The sequence below is a fragment of the Streptomyces violascens genome (assembly GCF_014649955.1).
In the GTDB taxonomy this organism is placed as follows: Bacteria; Actinomycetota; Actinomycetes; order Streptomycetales; family Streptomycetaceae; genus Streptomyces; species Streptomyces violascens.
The window spans coordinates 498,576-521,547 of sequence record NZ_BMUA01000002.1; the positions used below are offsets into that span (position 1 = coordinate 498,576).

Annotated in this window: 19 protein-coding genes and 1 tRNA gene; 9 read left to right on the forward strand and 11 right to left on the reverse strand. The window is 68.2% G+C overall.

Annotated elements, in window-relative coordinates; translation table 11 throughout:
* Positions 1 to 12 precede the first annotated feature (12 nt).
* The gene (locus tag IE206_RS07380; protein WP_189961192.1) at positions 13 to 1,839 is read right to left on the reverse strand and encodes a glycoside hydrolase family 35 protein; all 1,827 of its coding nucleotides are present in this window, start codon (positions 1,837 to 1,839) and stop codon (positions 13 to 15) included.
* A 128-nt stretch (positions 1,840 to 1,967) separates the two neighbouring features.
* Here IE206_RS07380 and IE206_RS07385 point away from each other — a divergent pair, with 128 nt between their 5' ends.
* The 6 genes from IE206_RS07385 to IE206_RS07410 all read left to right on the forward strand — a co-directional run bounded on the left by IE206_RS07385 (position 1,968) and on the right by IE206_RS07410 (position 9,678).
* Positions 1,968 to 2,855, forward strand: coding sequence for a helix-turn-helix domain-containing protein (locus IE206_RS07385; RefSeq protein ID WP_189961193.1), 888 nt, complete (start codon positions 1,968 to 1,970; stop codon positions 2,853 to 2,855).
* A gap of 5 nt (positions 2,856 to 2,860) precedes the next feature.
* Complete coding sequence (locus IE206_RS07390; protein WP_189961194.1) at positions 2,861 to 3,169, forward strand: chorismate mutase; 309 nt, start codon at positions 2,861 to 2,863, stop codon at positions 3,167 to 3,169.
* Between the two features lie 63 nt (positions 3,170 to 3,232).
* Positions 3,233 to 4,108, forward strand: coding sequence for an arylamine N-acetyltransferase family protein (locus tag IE206_RS07395; RefSeq protein ID WP_226598765.1), 876 nt, complete (start codon positions 3,233 to 3,235; stop codon positions 4,106 to 4,108).
* 57 nt (positions 4,109 to 4,165) lie between these two features.
* Positions 4,166 to 6,712, forward strand: a complete 2,547-nt coding sequence (pepN, locus tag IE206_RS07400) for an aminopeptidase N (RefSeq protein WP_189961196.1) — start codon at positions 4,166 to 4,168, stop codon at positions 6,710 to 6,712.
* A gap of 180 nt (positions 6,713 to 6,892) precedes the next feature.
* Positions 6,893 to 8,269 carry a pyridoxal phosphate-dependent decarboxylase family protein gene (locus tag IE206_RS07405; RefSeq protein ID WP_189961197.1) on the forward strand — a complete coding sequence of 459 codons (1,377 nt, stop codon included), beginning with the start codon at positions 6,893 to 6,895 and terminating at the stop codon, positions 8,267 to 8,269.
* Positions 8,266 to 9,678: a lysine N(6)-hydroxylase/L-ornithine N(5)-oxygenase family protein gene (locus IE206_RS07410; protein ID WP_189961198.1), complete on the forward strand. Its 1,413-nt coding sequence runs from the start codon at positions 8,266 to 8,268 to the stop codon at positions 9,676 to 9,678. Before IE206_RS07405 ends, IE206_RS07410 begins: the two co-directional genes overlap by 4 nt.
* A gap of 19 nt (positions 9,679 to 9,697) precedes the next feature.
* Here IE206_RS07410 and IE206_RS07415 read toward each other — a convergent pair whose 3' ends face one another.
* The gene (locus IE206_RS07415; RefSeq protein ID WP_189961199.1) at positions 9,698 to 11,515 is read right to left on the reverse strand and encodes a bifunctional metallophosphatase/5'-nucleotidase; all 1,818 of its coding nucleotides are present in this window, start codon (positions 11,513 to 11,515) and stop codon (positions 9,698 to 9,700) included.
* Positions 11,516 to 11,710: 195 nt separating this feature from the next.
* Between IE206_RS07415 and IE206_RS07420 the strand changes: the two genes are divergently transcribed.
* Positions 11,711 to 12,406, forward strand: coding sequence for an SIMPL domain-containing protein (locus IE206_RS07420; protein ID WP_189961200.1), 696 nt, complete (start codon positions 11,711 to 11,713; stop codon positions 12,404 to 12,406).
* A 156-nt stretch (positions 12,407 to 12,562) separates the two neighbouring features.
* Positions 12,563 to 13,999 (forward strand): pyruvate kinase, encoded by a 1,437-nt coding sequence (gene pyk / locus IE206_RS07425; protein ID WP_189961201.1) that lies wholly within the window; start codon positions 12,563 to 12,565, stop codon positions 13,997 to 13,999.
* A gap of 62 nt (positions 14,000 to 14,061) precedes the next feature.
* On the opposite strand, the gene IE206_RS07430 is transcribed toward pyk, so the two are convergent.
* Together IE206_RS07430 and IE206_RS07435 are read right to left on the reverse strand one after the other, a co-directional pair.
* The gene (locus IE206_RS07430; protein ID WP_189961202.1) at positions 14,062 to 14,847 is read right to left on the reverse strand and encodes a transcriptional regulator; all 786 of its coding nucleotides are present in this window, start codon (positions 14,845 to 14,847) and stop codon (positions 14,062 to 14,064) included.
* Positions 14,848 to 14,957: 110 nt separating this feature from the next.
* Positions 14,958 to 15,030, reverse strand: a tRNA-Leu gene (locus IE206_RS07435).
* A 99-nt stretch (positions 15,031 to 15,129) separates the two neighbouring features.
* On the opposite strand from IE206_RS07435, the gene IE206_RS07440 reads away from it, so the two are divergent.
* A complete protein-coding gene (locus IE206_RS07440) occupies positions 15,130 to 15,786 on the forward strand; it encodes an ANTAR domain-containing response regulator (protein ID WP_053729283.1) in 657 nt (218 codons plus the stop codon).
* Between the two features lie 72 nt (positions 15,787 to 15,858).
* On the opposite strand, the gene IE206_RS07445 is transcribed toward IE206_RS07440, so the two are convergent.
* The 7 genes from IE206_RS07445 to IE206_RS07475 all read right to left on the reverse strand — a co-directional run bounded on the left by IE206_RS07445 (position 15,859) and on the right by IE206_RS07475 (position 22,964).
* Positions 15,859 to 16,575 (reverse strand): ABC transporter ATP-binding protein, encoded by a 717-nt coding sequence (locus tag IE206_RS07445; RefSeq protein WP_189961203.1) that lies wholly within the window; start codon positions 16,573 to 16,575, stop codon positions 15,859 to 15,861.
* Positions 16,572 to 17,432 (reverse strand): ABC transporter ATP-binding protein, encoded by an 861-nt coding sequence (locus IE206_RS07450; RefSeq protein WP_373300888.1) that lies wholly within the window; start codon positions 17,430 to 17,432, stop codon positions 16,572 to 16,574. The genes IE206_RS07445 and IE206_RS07450 overlap by 4 nt, the downstream gene beginning before the upstream one ends.
* Positions 17,433 to 17,437: 5 nt before the next feature.
* Entirely contained in the window at positions 17,438 to 19,234 is a 1,797-nt protein-coding gene (locus IE206_RS07455; protein ID WP_189961205.1) for a branched-chain amino acid ABC transporter permease, read from the reverse strand.
* 5 nt (positions 19,235 to 19,239) lie between these two features.
* Positions 19,240 to 20,169, reverse strand: coding sequence for a branched-chain amino acid ABC transporter permease (locus IE206_RS07460; RefSeq protein ID WP_189961206.1), 930 nt, complete (start codon positions 20,167 to 20,169; stop codon positions 19,240 to 19,242).
* Positions 20,170 to 20,270: 101 nt separating this feature from the next.
* Entirely contained in the window at positions 20,271 to 21,485 is a 1,215-nt protein-coding gene (locus tag IE206_RS07465) for a branched-chain amino acid ABC transporter substrate-binding protein (RefSeq protein WP_189961417.1), read from the reverse strand.
* A gap of 411 nt (positions 21,486 to 21,896) precedes the next feature.
* On the reverse strand, positions 21,897 to 22,358 hold the full coding sequence (locus IE206_RS07470; RefSeq protein WP_189961207.1) for a hypothetical protein: 462 nt from the start codon (positions 22,356 to 22,358) through the stop codon (positions 21,897 to 21,899).
* Between the two features lie 138 nt (positions 22,359 to 22,496).
* Positions 22,497 to 22,964, reverse strand: coding sequence for a PaaI family thioesterase (locus IE206_RS07475; protein ID WP_189961208.1), 468 nt, complete (start codon positions 22,962 to 22,964; stop codon positions 22,497 to 22,499).
* Positions 22,965 to 22,972 lie beyond the last annotated feature (8 nt).

The window sequence follows — 22,972 nt, forward strand, 5'->3', positions numbered from 1 at the left end:
GAGACGGCGGCCTCACCCCCGGCGCCACGCGGCGGAGCCGCAGAGTGCCACAGCGGGAAGGGGCGGGGTGGGGGATGACCCCAGCGTCACCGCCCCACCCGCCCCCTCCAGCTCCAGCACCCACACCTCGTTCGCCCCCGCCCGCAACACCACCCCCGGCACATACAGCGAAACCCCCGGACCAACCCCCCAGTACCGCCCCAGACAGAACCCGTTCACCCACACGAACCCCCGTCCCCAGCCGGGGAGTCGGAGTCGGGCGAACGACTCCCCGGGCGCCGTCGACGGCAGGTCGAACCCGCCCCGGTACAGGCCCGTCGCCCCGGTCCCCACCCCCGGCGGCGTGCCGAAGGGCACCTTCGACACCGCCTCCGGCGAGTCGAAGGCGTCCAGGCGGAGCCCCCGCGCCCGCACCCCGTGCAGGTACTGCCGCTCATGCAGCACCCCACCCGTGATCCCCTTCGGCTCCCCGCTGCGCGGCCCGTAGTTGACCCGGCCGAGGGACTCCACCCACAGCTCGATCTCCACACCCCCCGGCACGGGATCCGCCAGCGTCGCGTCCTCGGTGTCCAGGACCCCGGCCCGTACCCCGTCCACGTACACCGTCGCCACATCGCGCAGCCCGAGCACGCCGAGCGGATACGGCTGCCTGGGCCCGGGGGCGTCCACGCGGTAGCGGACAAGACCCCGGTCCACATCCAGCTCCTCGAAGGTCGGCGGGACCGGGCACTCGCTCTCCTCCCCGCCCAGGGCATCGAGGACGTCGCTCAAGGGTGCCCAGTCATTCACGTCAACCCGCAACGGCCCCGTCAACTCCAGTGGTTCCGACGGCAGTTCGGGCAGCGGGCCATCCGCGTACGCCGCCAGTACCTCCCTGAACCGCCAGAACTTTTCCGTCGGCCTGCCCGCCTCGTCGATCGGCGCGTCGTAGTCGTACGACGTCGCCGTCGGCTCCAGCGCGCCCACGTGCAGGTCGCCCGCCCGGTTCGCACCCGACCAGCCCGCGAAGCTGGTGCCGCCGTGTGCCATGTAGATGTTGACCGACGCCCCGCACTCCAGGATCTCCCGCAGGGTCGCCGCCGCGTCCGCCGCGTCCCGCACCACATGGTCCGCGCCCCAGTGGTCGAACCAGCCGCACCAGAACTCCATGCACATCAGGGGGCCGGACGGCCGGTGGCGGCGGAGGACCGCGAAGGCCTCGCGGGCGGCGGTGCCGAAGTTCGCCGTGGCCAGGATGCCCGGCAGGGAGCCGCCGGTCAGCATGTGGTCCTCGGGTCCGTCGGAGGTGAACAGCGGCACGGTGATACCGCACTCGTGCAGCAGGTCCGCGAGGTGGCGCAGATAGCCCCGGTCGCTGCCGTAGCTGCCGTACTCGTTCTCCACCTGCACCATGAGAACCGGCCCGCCCCGGTCGATCTGGCGCTCGGCGACCTGGGGGAGCAGCGTGCGGAACCAGCGGTTCACATGGACCAGGTATTCGGAGTCGTCCGTCCGCACCCGGCGCCCGAGCCGGCCCGTCAGCCAGTGGGGGAGGCCCCCGTTCTCCCACTCGGCACAGATGTAGGGCCCGGGACGCACGATCGCCCACAGGCCCGCCGCATGTGCGGCGTCCAGGAAGCGGCCCAGCGCCCCCACATCCTCGTACCGGCCCAGGAACGGCTCGTGCAGGTTCCACGGAACATACGTCTCCACGCAGTTCAGGCCCATCGCCCGCAGCATCGCGAGCCGGTGGCCCCACTGCGCCTCGTGCACCCGGAAATAGTGCAGCGCGCCCGACAGGAGGCGCACCGGCCGCCCGTCGAGCAGAAAGTCCTCGTCCCCCACGGTGAAGTCGCCCACCGGCCGGCCCGCCCATCTCTCTCGATCACTACGCCCGGCCACTCTTGCCCCTGGCGCGGCGGTGGTCCATGGACAAAGATCGGCGCTGATTGGACGCAAGGGGGACCCGGGAGGAAGCGGAAACCGGCATGTATCACACCTGGATGCGCTATTTCACCCCGAGTCCGGCCCACCACCGGCTCGGCCTGGTCTGCCTCGGGGTGGGCCTCCAGCACGGCATGCTGCCCACCGTCGGACCCCGCACCCTGGACCACCACGTCGCCGTCGTCATCGGCGCCGGCGGCGGCTGGTTCCGCGGCCCCGACGGCCGCGAGATCCCCGTCACCGCACCCGCCCTGATCTGGCTCACCCCCGGCGTGCCCCACCACTACGGGCCCGACCCCGCCACCGGCTGGGACGAGTCCTTCGTCGACTTCACCGGGCCCGCCGCCGCCACCTACACCGAACTCGGCTACATCGAACCCGACCGGCCCGTCGTACCGCTCAGCGACACCGTGGGCGCCCGCGCGGCCGTCGGCCGCATCGCGAGAGCCGCCCGCCGCGGCAACCCCCTCCTGGAGGTCGAGACCGCCGCCGCCGTCCACGAACTGCTCGTCGCGCTGCGCCGCGCCCGCGCCGACGTCGCCCCCGACGGCGACCTCGTCCTCGACGCCCTGGCCCGCGACGCCTTCCAGCCGTTGTCGGTGGCCGAACACGCCTCCCGGCACGGCATGACCCCCGCCGAACTGCGCACCGCCGTGCGCCGGGCCGCCGGCTGCAGTCCCAAGGACTACCTCCTCGGCATCCGCCTCGGCCGCGCCAAAGAACTCCTCGCCGCCACAGAACTGCCGGTCGCGGCCGTCGCCCGCCGCGTCGGCTACGACGACCCCGCCTACTTCTCCCGCCTGTTCACCCGCCGCGTCGGCATCGCACCCGTACGCTTCCGCGAGCAGCAGGGCCGCTCCGTCCCCGGCGGCTGGAGCCACCGGATCCCGGATCCTGAACATCCGCCGACGATCCCGGGCCACGCCACGTAAGCTCGATGACCATGACCACGATCGACCCCTCCGTGCAGGCAGAGCTGTCCCGGCTCCGCGACAGCATCGACAACATCGACGCGGCTGTCGTGCACATGCTGGCCGAGCGCTTCAAATGCACCCAGCAGGTCGGCCACCTCAAGGCCGAACACAAGCTCCCCCCGGCCGACCCCTCGCGCGAAGCCGAACAGATCGCCCGGCTGCGCCGCCTCGCCGAGAACGCCAAGCTCGACCCGGCCTTCGCCGAGAAGCTCCTCAACTTCATCATCGCCGAGGTCATCAGACACCACGAGACCATCGCCAAGTCCGCCTGACGCCCCCGGACCCGCCTCACGACACCCATGGCATCGCACCCTGCCCGGTGCGATGATCCACCCGTGACGACAGAAGCCGCAGCGCAGCACACCCGGCCGACCGACGCCGACATGGCGGCCTACCTGAAGCGCCTGGGGGTGGAGCGGCCCCAACAGCCCACCGTCGAGGCCCTGTTCGCCCTCCACCGCGCCCAGATCGAGCGCGTGGCGTACGAGAACATCGACACCTACCTCGGCCGCCCCGCGGGCATCGACCAGCTGCTCTCGCTGCGCCGCATCGCCGCCGGGCACGGCGGCTACTGCTACCAGACCAACGGCGCCCTCGGCCTGCTGCTCGCCGCCCTCGGCTTCGACGTCACCCGCCACTACGCCGGAGTGCACGGCACCCCCGAAGCCGAAGGCGCCCGCGGCAACCACCTCGCCCTCACCGTCCGCACCGGCGACCAGGAATGGCTCGTCGACGCGGGCCTCGGCGACGGCATCCACGAACCGCTCCCGCTGGTGACCGGCACCTACCGCCAGGGCCCCTCCACCTTCCGCATGGCACCCTCCACCGCCGAACCCGGCGGCTGGCGCTTCCAGCACGACCCCGCCGGCGACTTCGACCACATGGAATACGACCCCGCACCGGCCGACATGACCGCATTCGACAGCGAGCACGAGCGGCTCACCACCTCACCCGAATCCGGCTACCTCAAAACCCCCGTCGTGGCCCGCCGCGACGCCACCACCATCGACGTCCTGCGCGGCCGCATCCTGCGCCACACCGACACCGACGGCACCAGCGAACACGAACTCGCCACCCCCGCCGCCTGGTTCGAAGCCCTCCACGACGTCTTCCACCTCGCCCTGCCCACCCTCACCGCCGACGACCGCACCGACCTGTGGGCCCGCGTCACCCGCTCCCACGAAGCCTGGCTCGCCACCCGCACCACCTGACAGCCCGAACCCCACCGCGTCTGTGCTCACCCGTCCGCATCAGGCAGCATGGGCCCCATGTCCGTACTGACGCGCGACGAAGCGCAGACCCGAGCCCAGTTCCTCGACGTACAGCGGTATCGCATCGAACTCGATCTGACCACCGGCGGCGAGGACACCTTCGCATCCCGCACCGCCATCCACTTCACCGCACGCACCGCCGGGGACACCTTCGTCGAGCTCAAGCCCGCCATTCTGCGCTCGGCCACCCTCGACGGGCAGCCCCTGGACCCCGAGACCCTCACCGGGAACCGCCTCGCCCTGACCCACCTCACCGCGGGCCCCCACGAGCTGCACGTCGACGCCGTCATGAACTACTCACACACCGGCGAAGGCCTGCACCGCTTCACCGACCCGGCCGACGGCGAGACCTACGCCTACACCCAGCTCTTCATGGAAGACGTCCAGCGCGTCTTCGCCGCCTTCGACCAGCCGGACCTCAAGGCCGCCTTCGACCTCACCGTCAAGGCCCCCGACGGCTGGAAGGTCCTCGCCAACGGCATCACCGAGCAGCAGGACGACGGCCGCTGGAAAGCCGCCACCACCCCCCTCATCTCCACCTACCTCGTAGCGTTCGCCGCCGGCCCCTGGCACTCGGTGACCACCGAACACGCAGGCCTGCCCTTCGGCCTGCACTGCCGCCGCTCGCTCGCCCCCCACCTCGACGCCGACGCCGACGAACTCTTCGAGGTCACCCGGCAGTGCTACGACCGCTACCACGAGAAGTTCGACGAGCCCTACCCCTTCGACTCCTACGACCAGGCCTTCGTCCCCGAATTCAACGCCGGCGCCATGGAGAACCCCGGACTCGTCACCTTCCGCGACGAATTCGTCTACCGCTCCGCCGTCACCGACACCGAACGCCAGACCCGCGCCATGGTCATCGCCCACGAAATGGCCCACATGTGGTTCGGCGACCTCGTCACCCTCCGATGGTGGGACGACATCTGGCTGAACGAGTCCTTCGCCGAATACATGGGCTACCAGACCCTCACCGAAGCAACCCGCTTCACGGAAACCTGGGTCGACTTCGGCATCGCCCGCAAGGCCTGGGGCTACGACGCCGACCAGCGGCCCACCACCCACCCCGTCGCCCCCGCACCCGACGCCGTCCCCGACACCGCCTCCGCGATGCTCAACTTCGACGGCATCTCCTACGCCAAGGGCGCCTCGGCGCTGCGCCAACTCGTCGCCTGGCTCGGCGAAAAGGACTTCCTCGCCGGCATCAACACCCACTTCAACCGGCACAAGTTCGCCAACGCCACCCTCGCCGACTTCATCGACTCCCTCGCCTCCACCACCGACCGCGACGTCCACGCCTGGGCCCAGCGGTGGCTCGGCACCACCGGAGTCGACACCCTCACCCCCACCGTCACCGAAGCCGACGGCAACTGGCACCTCACCATCACCCAGCACGGCGACCGCCCCCACCGCCTCACCGTCGGAGCCTACGACCGCGACATCAACGACGGCCGCCACCTCGTCCTGCGCGAACGCTTCGACATCGACGTCCCCCAAGCAACCGACGTCCCCCAAGCCACCGACGCCCCCCAGACCTTCGGCGCACCCCAGGGTGAAGCCGCCACCGCACGCCCCGGACGGCGCCCCGCCCTCCTCGTCCTCAACGACCAGGACCTCACCTACGCCAAGGTCCGCCTCGACGACACCTCCGCCGAAACAGCCCATCGCTCCCTGGCCGGCGTACCCGACGCACTCACCCGCGCCGTCCTGTGGAACACCCTGCGCGACATGGTCCGTTACGGCGAACTCCCGCCCGCCGCCTACCTGGAGACCGCCCGCGCCCACCTCGCGGAGGAAGCCGACCTCGCCGTCGTCCAGGGCGTCCTCACCTTCGCCGCCACCCAGATCACCAACCGCTACCTCGCCACGGCCGACCGCCCCGCCGCCCTCGCCCTCCTCACCGACCTCACCCGCGCCCTCCTGCGCCGCACCGAGGACGGCAGCAACCCCGGCCTGCGCCTCACCGCCGTACGCCACTTCATCGACGCCGCGGCCCAGCCCGACACCATCCGCGGCTGGCTGGAGGAAGGCAGCGTCCCCGGCGGCCCCGAACTCGACCCCGAACTGCGCTGGCGCATCCTCACCCGGCTCGCCGTCCTCGGCGCCACCGACGACAAGGAAATCGCCGCCGCCCTCGCCGCCGACCCCAGCGCCACCGGCGAAGAAGGCGCCGCCCGCTGCCGCGCCGCCCTGCCCACCCCCGCCGCCAAGGAAGCCGCCTGGACCGCCATGTTCCAGAGCGACACCCTGTCCAACTACCTGTTCACCGCCACCGCCCAAGGCTTCTGGCAACCCGAACAGGCCGACATCCTCCAGCCCTACGTCACCCGCTACTACCAGGACGTCGTCCCCCTCGCCGCCCGCCGCGGCCCCGCCATCGCCGAAGCCGCCGGCCGCGACGCCTTCCCCGGCCCCGTCGTCGACGCCGACGCCGTACACCTCGGCGAAACCTGCCTCGACCGGACCGACCTCCTGCCCGCCCTGCGCCGCAAACTCGCCGACCAGGTCGACGACCTGCGCCGCGCCCTGACCGTACGCAGCTGAACCACCGAGGGGCGAGCCAGGGGCGGCCCGAGCGGGCCATAGCAGCAACCACCCACCCCAACTCGCCCCCACCGCAAGGCAATACCACTTTCGGGTAGAGATCGTTGAGCACAGCGGCTTCACCGGCAGACAGCGGACCACGCTGGTGCAAGCCGCTGCTCGCACACCCGAAGGAACCCCATGCACAGCCCGCCCCTCGCCGGAGGCACCGCAGGGCCCGCGGCCCTGCGCCCCCTCCTCGACGTCGTACTCGACGCCCTCCACCAAGGGGCGAAAACCCGCGGCGGCCCCCTGCCCCCGGGCGGCCCCGAAGCCGTCGCCCGGCGCGTCCACGACGCCGCCCACGACATCCTCCCCACCCACGGCACCGGCGCCCAAGAAGCCCTCACCACCCTCGTCCGCGCCCTCGCCGAAGGCGCCGCCGACCCCGCCGAACCCCACTGCGCCGCCCACCTCCACACCCCGCCCCTCGCCCTCGCTACGGCCGCCGACCTCGCAGCATCGGCCCTCAACCCGTCCCTGGACTCCTGGGACCAGGCCCCCGCCGCCTCCGCACTCGAAGCACTACTCACCCGCACCCTCGGCCAGGAAATCTGGCCCCACGGCGACGCCCTCATCACCACCGGCGGCACCGAGTCCAACCAGCTCGCCCTCCTCCTCGCCCGCGAACACCACGGCCCCGTCCAAGTCGTGTGCGGCGCCCACACCCACCACTCCATCCACCGCGCCGCCTGGCTCCTCGGCCTGCCCGAACCCGTCGTCGTACCCGCCCCCACCGGCACCACCGACCTCGCCGCCCTCGACGACGCCCTCACCGACCTCCACCACCCCCTCCTCGTCGTCGCCACCGCCGGCACCACCGACACCGGCGCCATCGACCCCCTGCCCGCCATCGCCGACCTCTGCGCCACCCACCACGCGCCCCTCCACGTGGATGCCGCCTACGGCGGCCCCCTCCTCTTCAGCGACCGCCACCGCCACCGACTCGCAGGCATCGAACGCGCCCACACCGTCACCCTCGACCTGCACAAACTCGGCTGGCAACCCGTCGCCGCCGGACTCCTCGCCGTCGCCGACCCCCACCACCTCAACCCCCTCGGCCACACCGCCGACTACCTCAACGCCGACGACGACACCGACGCGGGCCTCCCCGACCTCCTCGGCCGCTCCCTGCGCACCACCCGCCGCCCCGACGTCCTCAAAATCGCCGTCACCCTACGAGCCCTCGGCCGCGACGGCCTCGCCCACCTCATCGACCACGTCCACACCCACGCCCGCGAACTCGCCCAACTCATCGACCAGCACCACAAGTTGGAGCTCTACGAACACCCCGCCCTCACCACCGTCCTCTTCCGCCCCCGCGACGCCACCGACGACACCGTCGCCCACATCCGCCGCACCCTGCTCACCAACGGCACCGCCGTCCTCGGCCGCGCCCGCGCCGACGGCCGCCTCTGGCTCAAAGCCACCCTCCTCAACCCCCACCTCACCCCCCACGACCTGCACACCCTCCTCGAAACCACCCTCAGCACCAGCACGGAAGGCACCCCCCGATGACCCCCCAACCCCCCACACCCGAAGGACACCCCCGCGACCTCGTCGGCATCGGCATCGGACCCTTCAACCTCTCCCTCGCCGCCCTCGCCCACGGCGTACCCGGCGGACTCGACACCGCCTTCTACGAACAACGCCCCGCCTTCCACTGGCACCCCGGCCTCCTCATCGAAGGCGCCACCCTCCAAGTCCCCTTCCTCGCCGACCTCGTCACCCTCGTCGACCCCGCCAGCCCCTGGTCATTCCTCAGCTACCTCAAGCACCGCGAACGGCTCTTCCCGTTCTACTTCGCCGAAAAATTCCACATCCAGCGCACCGAATACGACGCCTACTGCCGCTGGGTCAGCGAAAACCTCACCGACCTCCACTTCTCCCACCAGATCGACGCCGTCCGCTGGAACCCCGAACGCGCCCTCTTCGAAATCGACTACACCCAACTCGACCTCCACGGCGAAGCCGAAGCACTCGGCCGCACCTACGCCCACCACCTCGTCGTCGGCGTCGGCACCCAACCCCACATCCCCGAACCCCTCAAACCCCTCGCCGACGCCCCCACCGTCCCCGTCATCCACTCCGCCGACTACCTCAAGCACCGCGAACGACTCCTCACCGCCGGCCACATCACCGTCATCGGCTCCGGCCAGTCAGGCGCCGAAGTCTTCCTCGACCTCCTGCGCAACCGCCCCGCCGGCGCCGAAAAAATCACCTGGCTCGCCCGCACCGAAGCCTTCGCACCCATGGAGTACTCCAAGCTCGGCCTCGAACACTTCACCCCCGACTACACCCGCTACTTCCACGCCCTGCCCGAAGCCGTACGCGACCAGCTCCTGCCCCGCCAGTGGCAACTCCACAAAGGCATCGACGCCGACACCATGGCCGCCATCCACGACGAGCTCTACCGCCGCACCCAGCACGGCGGCTGGCCCGACGTCACCATGACCCCCGGCGTCTGCGTACGCACCGCGGGACGCGTCGCCACCACCAAGGTCGAACTCCACCTCGAACACACCCAGCAAGGCGTACGCGACCGCCTCACCACCGACGCCGTCGTCCTCGCCACCGGCTACCGCGAACGCCCCCTCACCCAGCTGCTCGCCGGACTCGACCCCTACATGCGCTACGACACCGCCCAACGCCCCCGCATCGACGCGGAGTTCAGGCTCCTCCTCGACACCACCGTCACCGGGAACGTCTACATCCAGAACGCCGAAAAACACACCCACGGCGTCGGCACCCCCGACCTCGGCCTCGCCGCCTGGCGCAGCGCCGTCATCCTCAACTCCCTCACCGGCAAAGAGCCCTACCCCCTGCCCACCCGCACCTCCTTCACCACCTTCGGCCTCGGCAAAAAAAACCAGGCCCGCCCGGCACAACAGCCAGGGGGCCTGGTACCGCTCGTCGAACAGCGGTGACACACAACGAGCCGACGGCTCAGAACACGGCAACACCGTTCTGCGTCAGCTTCCAGTCCACCGAAGCGAACTCCGCCTGATCGATGACACCCTTCGCCTTCACCCACGCGATCATCGTGTTACGGATCTCGTCGGAGTTCGCCCACAACTGCTTGGCGGTCGCCACCCCCGGGAAATTACCGCCACCATTGGCCCGGTAATTGTTCACGGCAAGCACGAACTGCGCCTTGTCGTCCAACGGCTTCCCGTCGAACATCACCTTCGAAACCCGCGAACCGGCAGGCTTCGCGATGTCCACCTCGTACGAAACGCCACTCACCACGTCGTAGTTGTAGTCCGGCGTACTGTTCGCGTTAGTGATCTTCGCAGGATCCACCGTGCCCGTCGTCTGCACGTAGTAGTTCGCCGAGAACTCCAGATACGCCCGCACCTGAGCACCCGTCAGAAGCCGTGCCTCCAACGTGTTCTCGTACACATACAGACCCGCCACATCCCTGATCGTCACCTTGCCGGCCGGAATCACCGCCGACCGCGAGAAACACGCCGCCTGCGAAAGGACGGGCAGCGACTTGTACTCGGTCGACGCAAGCGCCGCCTTCACCGTCTCCGCCTGAATGTGATTGATCAGGTCAATGATCGGCACATCCTTGTACGGAGCCTCCGTCGACCGCATCTCAGCACCATTGGTGCCCACCACCTGATTGACGTACGCCACGACCTTGTCGTGCTCCGCCTTCACCAGCCTCTTCACCACCGGATCCTCGGCCACCGCATTCGCGTTCCGAACCTCCGCCGTCACCGACGTCACATGCCAACGCCCCTTCGAGAACTCCAGGGCGAAGTCGAAGACACTCAGCCGCATACCCCACATGTACGGCTCGGACAGCACCACGGACTTACCGGTCTCCTTGTTCACCACCGTCCGCGACGCCACCTCCTTGTGCGTGTGACCCACCAGAATCGCATCAATACCCGGCACCTGCTCCGCCACCAACGACGACGCGTTCTCCGGATACGGCAACGCATCCCCGTACGACGTGCTGCCGTCAAGCCCCGAGTGATCCGTACAGATCACCACGTCACAACCCAGCGCCCGCAGCTTCGGCACATAGATCTTCGCCTGCTCCACCAGACCCGGGAACGTCATCTTCCCCTGCACATTGGCCTTGTCCCAGATCGCTATCCCCGGATTCGTCAGACCCAGGATCCCCACCTTCACATCCGGCCCGTGCGGCACCTTCAGACACCGCACCGTGTACGGAGGAAACGCCGGCTTCAACGTCTTCGCATCCAGCGCATTCGCCCCCAGGAGAGGGAAGTCGAGCTGGTCCTGGAACGCCCGCAGCGTCGGAATACCGTAATTGAACTCATGATTGCCGAGCGCGGCGGCGTCGTAGCGCATGTGGTTCATCGCCAGCGCCATCGGATGCTTTGGGCCCCGCTTGCCGCCCGAACCCGTGATCGGCTCCACCCGCGCGTAGTAGTACGACAGCTGAGTGCCCTGGATGATGTCACCCGCATCGATCAACAGCGTGTTGTGACGGCCCTTCTCCTTGCGGACCTGATCCACCAACGTCGAGATCTTCGCCAGACCGACGTCGTTGTGCGCCGCGTCGTCGTACTCCTTGTCCGTGAAGTAGTCCCAGTTGAAGACATGGCCGTGCAGATCCGTCGTGCCCATCACTGAGAACGCGTACCGCTTCGGCGGACGTCCGTGCCCGTGGTCCCCCTGGCTCCGCGTCTCGGCCTCGGCGGGCAGCGCCGTACCCCCGGCAACAGCCACACCGGCCCCTGCGGCGGCCGTAGTGCCCAGGAACGTCCTGCGGTTCAGCGGCATGGTCATCTCCCTGAAGTCGTGTGACGCGCGTAGAAGTTGGGCGGACCGAAGGGACGGCCCCTCGCATCGTCCACCGGGACCGCGACGCGCGTAGAACCCACGGATTCTGACGCAACAGCCACCCCCCGCAACACCCCCCGCAGGTTTCGATCTGATGACCGGCACCTGACAGAACGAGATGCCACAGTGAGCCCCATGACCGACACCCAGCCCTACGGAACCCCCGACCAGCCACGCCTCGCCGTCCACGGCGAAGCCCACCTCGAAGTAGACCCCGAAATCGCCCGCATCACCATCACCATCGCCACCCGCGGCCCCGACCGCCGCGCCACCCTCGACGACCTCACCCGCCGCAACACCCACACCATCGACCTCATCAAAAGCTACGGCGACGAAATCGAAAAACTCGAAACCGGAGCCTTCACCCTCACCCCCGAACTCACCAAACACGGCCGCGGCGAACGCGTACGCACCTACCACGGCACCGTCCACATCACCGTCGAACTCACCGACTTCACCGCACTCGGCGAACTCGCCACCCGCCTCGCCGACCTCGAACTCACCCGCGTCGACGGCCCCTGGTGGTCCCTGCGCCACGACTCACCCGCCCACAGCGCAGTACGCCGCCAAGCCGTCCAGCAAGCCGTCGTACGCGCCCGCGAATACGCCGACGCCCTCGGCACCACCCTCGCCGCCCTCGTCGAACTCTCCGACCCCGGCGCCGACACCCCCACCACCGGCTACGGCCACCCCGCAGGCGGCGGCATGGCCTTCCGCGCCGCAGCCCCCGGCACCGCCGAACCCGCCCCCGCCCTCGACCTCGAACCCCAACGCCAATCCGTCCACGCCCGCGTCAACGCCCGCTTCATCATGACCCCGCCAAACCTCTGACACCGGGCAGTACGGACGCACGCCGGGCGCCCCGACACGCTCATCGGAGCGCCCCCGCGCACAATTCAACACTTGTCAACCACCCTTCACGCAAAGGTTGTTGAGCAGTAACCCGCGACGAAATCTCTACCCACCGGTAAGCCCTAGGCTCGAACCATGCGCCGAGCCAAAATCGTCTGCACCCTGGGCCCCGCCACCAACACATACGACCAGATCAAAGCCCTGGTCGAAGCCGGAATGGACGTAGCCCGCTTCAACCTCAGCCACGGCACCTACGCCGACCACGAAGAGCGCTACCACCACGTCCGCAAAGCCTCCGGAGAAACCGGCCACAACGTCGGCATCCTCGCCGACCTTCAAGGCCCGAAGATCCGCCTCGGACGCTTCACCGAAGGCCCCGTACTCCTTGAACGCGGCGACGAGTTCACCATCACCGTCGAACCCGACACCCAAGGCGACCGCCACCTCTGCGGCACCACCTACCCCGGCCTCGCCGCCGACGTCACCACCGGCGAACGCATCCTCGTAGACGACGGCAAAGTCGCCCTCCAAGTCACCGCCGTCGACGGACCCCGCGTCCACACCCTCGTCACCGAAGGCGGCATGGTCTCCGACCACAAAGGCCTCAACCTCCCCGGAGTCGCCGTCTCCGTACCCGCCCTCTCCGAAAAGGACCAGGACGACCTCCGCTGGGCCCTGCGCACCGGAGCCGACATCATCGCCCTCTCCTTCGTCCGCAGCGGCCGCGACATCGAAGACGTCCACCGCATCATGGACGAAGAAGGCCGCCGCCTCCCCGTCATCGCCAAAATCGAAAAACCCCAGGCCGTCGACAACATCGACGACATCGTCGCCGCCTTCGACGGAATCATGGTCGCCCGCGGCGACCTCGGCGTCGAAATGCCCCTCGAACTCGTCCCGATCGTCCAAAAGCGAGCCATCAAGCTGGCGAAGCGCAACGCCAAACCGGTCATCGTCGCCACCCAAATGCTCGACTCAATGATCGACAACTCCCGCCCCACCAGGGCCGAAGCGAGCGACGTCGCCAACGCCGTCATCGACGGCACCGACGCGGTGATGCTCTCCGGCGAGACCAGCGTCGGCAAGTACCCCATCGAGACGGTGAAGACGATGGGCCGCATCGTCGAAGCGGCCGAGGAAGACGTCCTGGCCAAGGGCCTGCCCCCACTGACCGACCGCAACAAGCCCCGTACGCAGGGCGGCGCCGTGGCCCGGGCGGCCGCGGAAATGGGCGACTTCCTCGGCGCGAAATTCCTCGTCGCCTTCACCCAGTCCGGCGACACGGTCAAGCGGTTGTCCAGGTACCGCTCCCCGATCCCGCTCCTCGCCTTCACCCCGGTGCCGGCGACGCGCTCCCAGCTCAACCTCACGTGGGGCGTCGAGACGTTCCTCGGCCCGCACGTCGAATCCACCGACGAGATGGTGGCTCAGGTCGACGAGATGCTGCTGAAGGTGGGCCGCTGCAAGAAGGGCGACGTGGTCGTCATCACGGCGGGCTCCCCGCCGGGGGTTCCGGGTTCGACGAACCTGGTCCGCGTCCACCACATCGGCGAGGACGACAGCCCCAAGTAACCCTGGGAGCCGGCCCCTTGCCCCTCCCTGCGCAGGGGGCCCTCGCCCTCTTTTGTGCGGGGTCAGTACTTGGGGCCTATGTGCTGGTCCATGAGTTCTACTGAGTGCCGCTTCGCGACGGATATGTTCTGGGCGCGCCTGCCGTGGTTCGCGGAGCGCCACTCCACAGCGACCCGGTCGAGGGTGTCAGTGAAGAGGCCCAGGATGTCCGTGGACGTGTTGGTGAAGAAGTACCGGACGTACTCGTACCGCTTCCGCTCCCCGCCGATGATCTTCTCCGTCCAGTTGGTGATGCGACAGCCGTCGGAATGGATGAGGCCACGGATGAACTCCCAGGGGTGGGCGTCGACGATGGCTTGCTGCCAGGGTTCGAGCGCGATGAGGCGGCTGTGCTTCTTGCCAGGGCCGTGCTGTGGGAACAGGCATGGCCAGTGGCGGTCGTAGCTGGTCACGGACACGCACCCCTGCTTCTGCAGGTTGTAGACGCCGCTCTCCGGGCGCACTGCCTTGATCGCCGTCTGGCACGCCTCTATGAGGCCGGGCCATGCGTCGGCGCACGCGATGCGCAGGTAGTGGCCGACTCCACGCGGATGCGCGCTGATGCAGCCATCGCCTAGGTAGAGGCCGAGGAGGTACGAGTACGAGGCGGCGTCTTCTGGTGCGCCCGGCGCGGGGCGGCATCTGGGGCAGGGGTTGGCGTTGGCGAGCAGTCGGGGCAGTGGCTCGATGCGGGTCTGCCAGGCGCGGATCGCTGCGCGCGATATCCCGGTCTGGTTGCTGACGGAGTTCATGCTGCGGCCCTGGGCGAGGAGCGCTAAGGCATAACGTCGCGTTGAGGTGTCGTACATGGCTGCCAGATTTGCCGTGTGCGTGACCCACGGCAGCAATTCGACCACGTGTTCACCAGGTCGAGTGAAGATCCCCAACGGTCTGGTGAACCTTGGAATCGAAGGAGAAGTGCCCCGAGTCGGATTCGAACCGACGCTGTATGGGTTTTGAATCCATGGCCTCTACCGCTGGGCTACCGGGGCCCCTTCGAAACGAAGGATACCGGAGACCCCTCGTATCTCAAACATACAGGAGCTAGGTAGGCTCATGTAGCAGCACCTGCCTTAACCAAGGAGCCCCACGTGACCGCCCCCGAGTCGCCCCAGCCCATCGCAGACGACGACGATGCGACGCACGTCCCCCCGTTGACGACCCGCGTCGTCATCGCCGAGGACGAGGCCCTCATCCGCCTCGACCTCAAAGAGATGCTCGAAGAAGAGGGCTACTCGGTCGTGGGCGAGGCCGGTGACGGTCAGCGGGCCGTCGAGCTCGCCCGGGAGCACCAGCCGGATCTGGTGATCCTGGATGTGAAGATGCCCGTCCTGGACGGGATCTCCGCCGCCGAGCTGATCGCCAAGGAGTCGATCGCCCCGGTGTTGATGCTGACCGCGTTCAGCCAGCGGGACCTGGTCGAGCGGGCCAGGGATGCCGGTGCGATGGCGTACCTGGTGAAGCCGTTCTCGAAGAGTGATGTCGTGCCGGCGATCGAGATGGCGGTGTCGCGGTTCACGGAGTTGAAGGCGCTGGAGCAGGAGGTCGCGGACCTCTCGCAGCGTTTGGAGACGCGGAAGTTGGTGGACCGGGCGAAGTCGGTTCTGCAGACGCAGTACGGGTTGTCGGAGCCGGCGGCGTTCCGGTGGATCCAGAAGACGTCGATGGATCGGCGTATGTCGATGCAGCAGGTGGCCGAGGCGGTTATTGAGGACGCCGAGGAGAAGAAGGCGGCGAAGGGGCAGTAGCCTCCGCATACACAGCTGAGTGGCCCGCATCCGGGATTCCGGGTGCGGGCCACTTTCCTGTGTACCCGGCGCTCAGTCTTCGCCGAGGTAGGCCTTGCGGACGGATTCGTCGTGGAGGAGGTCCTGTCCGGTTCCGGAGAGGACGATTTTGCCGATTTCCATGACGTGTCCCTGGTCGGCGAGGGAGAGCGCGGCTTGGGCGTTCTGTTCGACGAGCAGGATGGTGGTGCCTTGGGCTTTGAGTTCGCTGATGGTGGCCATGATCTTTTGCATCATGATCGGTGAGAGCCCCATCGACGGTTCGTCGAGCATCAATAGCTTCGGTTGGGACATCAGCGCGCGGCCCATGGCGAGCATCTGCTGCTCGCCGCCGGAGAGGGTGCCGGCTGCTTGCTTGCGGCGTTCTCCGAGGATGGGGAAGAGGTCGTAGGCGCGCTGGATGTCTTTTTCGATGCCTGCTTTGTCGTCGCGGAGGTAGGCGCCGAGGCGGAGGTTGTCCTCGATGGTCATGCGGGGGAAGATGTGGCGGCCTTCGGGGGAGTGGGCCATTCCGAGGGCGACGATTTTGTGTGCGGGGACGTTCTTGAGTGGTTTGCCGTCGAATTTGATTTGTCCGGCGAGGGGTTCGAGGAGGCCGGAGAGGGTGCGCAGGGTGGTGGTCTTTCCGGCGCCGTTGGTGCCGATGAGGGTGACGACCTGGCCTGCTTCGACGCTGAAGGAGATGCCTTTGACGGCTTCGATTTTGCCGTAGGCGACCCGGAGGTCCTCGACTTCGAGGAGTGCGGTCACGGGGTGTCTCCTTCGGTGCTGGTGGTGCTCTGCGCCGATTCCGCCGCTTCTACTTCGGCGATTTCTTCTTCTCCGGGTGCGCCTTCGAAGGGGGTGCCGAGGTAGGCGGCGATGACGCGTTCGTCGGCCTGGACGATGTCGGGGGTGCCTTCGACGAGTTTTTCGCCTTGGACGAGGACGGAGACGCGGTCGCAGAGGTTCATGATGAAGCGCATGTCGTGCTCGATGACGAGGACGGCGATGCCTTGGTCGCGGATGGCGAAGATGAGTTCTTCGGCGGCGCGGGTTTCTTGGGGATTCATGCCGGCGGTGGGCTCGTCGAGGAGGAGGAGTCCGGGTTCGCTGGCGAGGGCGCGGGCGATTTCGAGCTTGCGTTGTTCGCCGTAGGGGAGGTTGCGGGAGAGGTGGTCGGCTTTTGCGGCGAGGCCGGTGAACTCTAGGAGTTCCATGGCTCGTTCGCGTGAGGCGTTTTCCGCTTTGTTGAATCCGGGGAGCCTGAGGAGTGCGGACCAGAGGCCTTCTTTGGTGCGGGTGTGGCGGCCGACGAGGACGTTTTCCAGGACGGTCATGTTGGGGAACAGGCGGATGTTCTGGAAGGTGCGGGCGACGCCGGCTTGGGTGACGAGGTGGGGCTTGGGGGGCAGGACGGTGTCCTTGTACGTCACTTTTCCTTCGGTGGGGACGTACAGGCCGGTGAGGCAGTTGAAGAAGGTGGTTTTTCCTGCGCCGTTGGGTCCGATGAGGCCGACGATTTCGCCGCTGTTGACGGTGAGGTCGACGTTTCGTACGGCGGTGAGTCCGCCGAAGCGCATGGTGACGCCGCTGGCTTGGAGGACGGTGTTGGTCGTGGTGGTCATGCTGGTCACGCCCCCGCCTTGGTGACGCCGACGGTGTCGGTGAGGTTTGCGTCGGGTACGTCGAGTTGGCCGGTTTCGTGGAATTCGAGCTTTTTCCTGCGGTCGGCGACGATGCCTTCGGGGCGCAGGCGCATGAGGACGATGAGGGCGACTCCGAAGAGGAGGAGCTGGTAGTCCTGCATGAATTGGAGTTTGGCCGGGATGAGGTAGAGCAGTGAGGCGCCGATGAGGGGTCCGCTCATGGTTCCCATGCCGCCGAGGATGACGGCGGCGAGGAGGAAGGCGGAGTTGGGGGGTACGGAGCCGGCGAATTGGTACTGCTCGGGGGTGACGGTGCTGGTGAGGTGGCCTTGTACGGTGCCGGCGAGTCCGGCGAGGGTGGCGCCGAGTGCGAAGGCGATGAGTTTGACGCGGAAGCCGTTGATGCCCATGGCGGTGGCGGCGGTTTCGTCTTCGCGGATGGCGACCCAGGCGCGGCCGATGCGGCTGTCGGCGCTGCGGCGGAAGACGGTGACGACGATGAGGGTGACGATGAGCATCAGCAGGTAGTAGTTGCCGGGTTTGCCGAGGGTGAAGCCGGCGATGTCGTGGCTGATGCCGAGGTCGTATCCGAAGATCGTGATGTCGGGGATGGCGGGGATGCCGCGGGAGCCGTTGGTGACGTTGGGTCCGCTGTTCCCGTTGAGGTTGTTCATGGTGATGCGGAAGATCTCACCGAAGCCGAGCGTGACGATGGCGAGGTAGTCGCCGCGCAGGCGCAGGGTGGGGGCGCCGATGAGGACGCCGAAGATGAGGGATGCGCCGGCGCCGACGAGGATGGCGGCCCAGAAGGGGAAGTGGACGCCGAGGCTGGAGGTGCTTGCGCCGGAGACGAGGGCTGCGGCGTAGGCGCCGACGCCGAGGAAGGCGACGTAGCCGAGGTCGAGGAGGCCTGCGAGGCCGACGACGACGTTGAGGCCGAGGGCGACGGTGGCGAAGATGAGGATGTTGGCGCCGATGAGGGCGTATTCGTCGCTGGACTGTGTGAAGGGGAAGCAGATCGCGGCGACGAAGGCGGCGCTGAGGGTGACGGTGCGGTGTTGTGCGGTGAGTGCGGAGAGGCGGGCGAGGAGGCCTGCCTGGGTGATTGCGGCGAACGTGAACACGGCGGTGATGAGGAAGCCGATGAACAGTTCGGTGTATTCGGTGTCGATGCCGTACGCGAAGACGTAGAGGCCGATGGCGAAGGCGGCGACGATGATGAGGATGCCGGCCCAGTCGGGGATGGTCTTGGCGGTGCGGGGGCTGGGGGCGGCGAGGGTGTGGCGGATGCGCTGCCAGGCGTTGTCCGCGGTGGTGTCGTTGCCGGGGGTGTCGCCGGGCAGGGCGAAGGCGGCGACGAGGGCGATGAGGGAGCCGATGCCGGAGACGTAGGCGCCGGGTTCGAGGTTGACGATGCCGCCGAGGTCGCTGGATATCGCGCCGAGGGTGTAGCCGGTGGTGGCGAAGGTGGCGAGGGCGAGCAGGCGCAGTGGTGCGTTGGTGCCGGCGGGGGTGAGCCAGCGCAGTCCCTTGACGCCGTAGGCGGAGAGGGCGAACAGGAGGGTGAGCAGCGCGCCGGTGAGGGTGAGGAGCTGGAGGCCGCCGGGGTAGCCGTCGACGGTGAGGTCGCCGGGGAAGTCGCTGGTCCAGGTCCAGGCCATGAAGGTGCCGATGAGGGCGATGGCGGAGCCTGCGGTGACGGTGTGTCGGGCGAGGGGGGCGGGCAGCAGCGGGACGAGCGGGGTGCCGCTGTCGTTGGTGCGTGTGGTGGTTTCGGTCATGGTGTTCACGCCCTGTCCGCGACGCGTTCGCCGAGCAGGCCTTGGGGTCGCACGAGGAGGACGACGATGAGGAGGACGAAGGCCCATACGTCCTTCCAGGCGCCGCCGCCGAAGAGTTCCATGCTGGGGATGTTGCCGATGTAGCCGACGGCGAGGGATTCGGCGAGGCCGAGGACGATGCCGCCGAGCATGGCTCCGTAGATGTTGCCGATGCCGCCGAGTACGGCTGCGGTGAAGGCTTTGAGGCCCATGATGAAGCCCATACGGAAGCCGACTTGGCCGTTGTGGAGGCCGTAGCCGACGGCTGCGACGGCTGCGAACGCGGCGCCGATGGCGAAGGCCATGACGATGATGCGGTCGGTGTTGATGCCCATGAGCTTGGCGGTGTCGGGGTCCTGGGCGGTTGCCTGCATGCCGCGGCCGGTGCGGGTTTTGGTGACGTAGAACCCGAGGGCGATCATGCAGACGGGGGCGGCGATGAGGATGAAGAGGTCGCCGCGCTGGATGTTGGCGCCGAGGATGTGGAAGGGGCTGCCGTCGAACTGGGGGAAGGAGCGGTCCTTCTTGGCGTCGGGGTACCACTTCCATACGGCCTGCTGGAGGGCGAGGGAGAGGCCGATCGCGGTGATGAGGGGGGCGAGCCGTGGTGCGTTGCGCAGGGGCCGGTAGGCGAAGCGTTCGGCTGCGGTGGCGACGAGGACGGAGACGATGACTCCGCCGATGATCATGAGGGGGATGGCGGCGAGGAGTGAGAAGCCTGCCGGGAGTGCGAGGAAGACGGTGAGAGCCCCGAAGCCCCCGACCATGAATATCTCGCCGTGGGCGAAGTTGATGAGCTGGACAATGCCGTAGACCATCGTGTAGCCGATCGCGATCAGTCCGTACATCGCGCCGAGGATGAGTCCATTGGCCAGCTGTTGCGGCAGTTCGTGCACCGCGGGGCCTCCGTGAAGTGATCGGATATGGCACCGCGCGGGAGCGCTGGTGGCGCTCCCGCGCGGTCCTTGGGGTGGTGCGGTGGGCGGGATTCGCCGGGTTACGGCTTGTAGGCCTCGCTGAGCTCGGGCTTCCAGGCGCCGTCGGTGACCTTGTAGGCGGTCATCATGGTGTTGGTGGTGTCGCCGTACTGGTCGAAGGAGACGGGGCCGGTGACTCCGTCGAACTTGACCTTGCCGACGGCGTCGAGGACCTTGGCGCGCAGGTCGCCGCTGGGGAGCTTGCCGCTGTTGGCGGTGACGACGTCCTTGACGGCCTGGATGATGGCCCAGGTGGCGTCGTAGGTGCCGCCCCCGTAGGCCTCGTAGGCGTCCTTGTAGCCGGCTGCCTTGTAGTTGGCGATGAAGCTCTTGGCGGAGTCGAGCTGTTCGACGGGCTTGCCGACGGAGGTGGCGAGGTCGCCGGCGGCCTTCTTGTTGAGCTTGATGAAGTCGGAGCTGTAGATGCCGTCGCCGCCCATGAGCGGGATGTTGGTGCCGCTGTCCTTGAGCTGCTGGCTCAGGGGGCCGGCGGCGGGGTATTCGCCGCCGTAGTAGAGGGCCTTGGCTCCGGTGTTCTTGACCTTGGCGACGATGGCGTTGAAGTCGCGGTCGTCGGGGTTGATGTGGTCGGAGCCGACGATCTTGCCGCCGAGCTTGGTGAAGGTGTCCTTGAAGGACGCGGCGAGGCCGGCGCCGTAGGTCTTCTGGTCGTCGATGAGGTAGACCGAGTCGACCTTGGCGTTGTTGAACAGGTACTTGGCGGCGAAGGCGCCCTGGACCTGGTCGGTGGTGGCGGTGCGGAAGAAGGTCTTGTAGGGGCGGACCTTGTTTCCGGTCTTCCAGCCGTCGCCCTGGGTCAGCTCGGTGCCCGTGTTGGCGGGGGAGATCTGGGTGAGGCCCGCGTCGTTCAGCGGCTTCTGCATGGACTGCGAGACGCTGGAGTTGAGGGGGCCGACGACGCCGACGACGGTCTTGTCGCCGATGAACTTGGTGGCGTTCTGCTGGCCGACGGACGGCTGGGCCTGGTCGTCGAGCGGCTGGGTCTTGAACTCGACGCCGGGGACGAGGTTTTGCTTGTTCGCCGTCTGGGCGGCGAGGTCGGCGGAGTTCTTGATGCCGAGGCCGAGGGCGGACAGGTCACCCGTGAGGGGTGCGTCGACGCCTATGACGACGGTCTGCTTCTTGTCGCTGCCTCCGTCGCCGCCTTTGTCGCGCGAACCGCAGGCGGTGAGTGTGAGTGCGCCTGTGGTGAGCACTGTGGTGAGGATGAGCAAGGAACGGTGTCGCACGATGGGTCCTTTCCCTGGCGCGGCCTCCTCGTGTGCGAGGTGCCGTGTCGGTCGCCGGGCCGTACTGGGTGGTAAGGGCCGTGCAGCAGTCGCACCCGGCGGCGCGGTGACTGGCCGTGACTCTAAGCGCAGCTGACGGGGGTGGGGAGCGGCCGGGACAGGATGTGACTTTCTTGTTATCCCAGGGCCAAACCTTGATGGTGCAGGGCAGACAATCTGTACATTTTGTGAAACTGGGATTTCTCGCATGGTGAGAACGCCCAGTTCCGCTAAGGGGCTTGGGGGGATCATGGTGCTGACAGGCCGGTTTGTGTCCGGATGTCGGTCGGTGGCCGACGGGGTGCCGCACGGTGGCTGATAGTCACCCTTGGCGTTCCGCGCGATTGTCACGCAGAGTCACGGCGATCCGGAGGGGGTGGGCTGCTTCGTCTGGGCCCAAGGGTCCGTCGTGGGGGTGCCGTTGCGGTAGCGCTCGGCGCAACCGTGCTGCGCCTGCTGCTCGATGAGCCGGTCGCCCGCGGCCGCTCCGTGGGCCGCACGTTCCTTGCGGGCCGCGGCGAGCGTGGTCAGGAGGATCTCGTTCTGCCCGTCGGACAGGCCTTTCTCCTGGTAGTCGAGCCCGGAGCCCTGCCCCTCGTCCAGCTCCTGCTTCGCCCAGTACGTGATCAGGTGCGTACAGAGCTCAGCGGGTGAAGTGGTGTGCGGCGAGGGCGAGTTGAGGGCCGAGGGGGACCGGCTCGGGGTGTCGGCGGGCGTGGCGTCGTGCCCGGCCGAGCAGCCCGCCAGGGCCGCCGCCAGGGCGAGCGCGCACACCGGCGCGCACCGTAGCCGTACCCGTGGCCGCGCTCGGGTTCTCATGGCACGACGTTAGGACCCGGTCCGCGACATGACAATGGCCGGTGAGTTGTCGACCCACCGGCCACCTGGATGCTCAACTCGCCTGCCACGAACCGGACTTGAAGGGTCCGGGTCCGGCTTTCGGGGGGCTGTGCGGGCTCAGCCCTTGAGGCCCTCCGCGTCGCGCAGCAGGCAGGTCAGGCGCGCCGTGCAGACCCGCTTGTCCTGCTCGTCGGTGATGACGATCTCGTACGTCGCCGTCGAGCGCCCGCGGTGCACGGGGGTGGCCACGCCGGTGACCAGGCCGCTGCGCACCCCGCGGTGGTGGGTGCAGTTCAGGTCGACGCCGACCGCGATCTTGTTGATGCCGCCGTGCAGCATCGAGCCGACCGAGCCGAGCGTCTCGGCGAGCACCGCGGAGGCGCCGCCGTGCAGCAGCCCGTACGGCTGGGTGTTGCCCTCGACGGGCATGGTGCCCACGACGCGCTCCGCCGAGGCCTCGATGACCTGCACGCCCATGCGGGTGCCCAGGTGTCCGGCGGAGAACATGGCGGGCAGATCGACGCCGAGGGCCGCGTACTCGTCGACGACTTCCTGCGGGAACTTCACGCTGTGCTGCTCGCCCATGGGCTCCG

Bases quoted from the DNA above. Each gene is read 5' to 3' on its own strand.
- IE206_RS07385 (WP_189961193.1), top strand. From the start codon at position 1,968: ATGTATCACACCTGGATGCGCTATTTCACCCCGAGTCCGGCCCACCAC.
- IE206_RS07390 (WP_189961194.1), top strand. From the start codon at position 2,861: ATGACCATGACCACGATCGACCCCTCCGTGCAGGCAGAGCTGTCCCGG.
- pepN (WP_189961196.1), top strand. From the start codon at position 4,166: ATGTCCGTACTGACGCGCGACGAAGCGCAGACCCGAGCCCAGTTCCTC.
- IE206_RS07405 (WP_189961197.1), top strand. From the start codon at position 6,893: ATGCACAGCCCGCCCCTCGCCGGAGGCACCGCAGGGCCCGCGGCCCTG.
- IE206_RS07410 (WP_189961198.1), top strand. From the start codon at position 8,266: ATGACCCCCCAACCCCCCACACCCGAAGGACACCCCCGCGACCTCGTC.
- IE206_RS07415 (WP_189961199.1), bottom strand. From the start codon at position 11,515: ATGCCGCTGAACCGCAGGACGTTCCTGGGCACTACGGCCGCCGCAGGG.
- IE206_RS07420 (WP_189961200.1), top strand. From the start codon at position 11,711: ATGACCGACACCCAGCCCTACGGAACCCCCGACCAGCCACGCCTCGCC.
- pyk (WP_189961201.1), top strand. From the start codon at position 12,563: ATGCGCCGAGCCAAAATCGTCTGCACCCTGGGCCCCGCCACCAACACA.
- IE206_RS07430 (WP_189961202.1), bottom strand. From the start codon at position 14,847: ATGTACGACACCTCAACGCGACGTTATGCCTTAGCGCTCCTCGCCCAG.
- IE206_RS07450 (WP_373300888.1), bottom strand. From the start codon at position 17,432: ATGACCACCACGACCAACACCGTCCTCCAAGCCAGCGGCGTCACCATG.
- IE206_RS07455 (WP_189961205.1), bottom strand. From the start codon at position 19,234: ATGACCGAAACCACCACACGCACCAACGACAGCGGCACCCCGCTCGTC.
- IE206_RS07470 (WP_189961207.1), bottom strand. From the start codon at position 22,358: ATGAGAACCCGAGCGCGGCCACGGGTACGGCTACGGTGCGCGCCGGTG.
- IE206_RS07475 (WP_189961208.1), bottom strand. From the start codon at position 22,964: ATGGGCGAGCAGCACAGCGTGAAGTTCCCGCAGGAAGTCGTCGACGAG.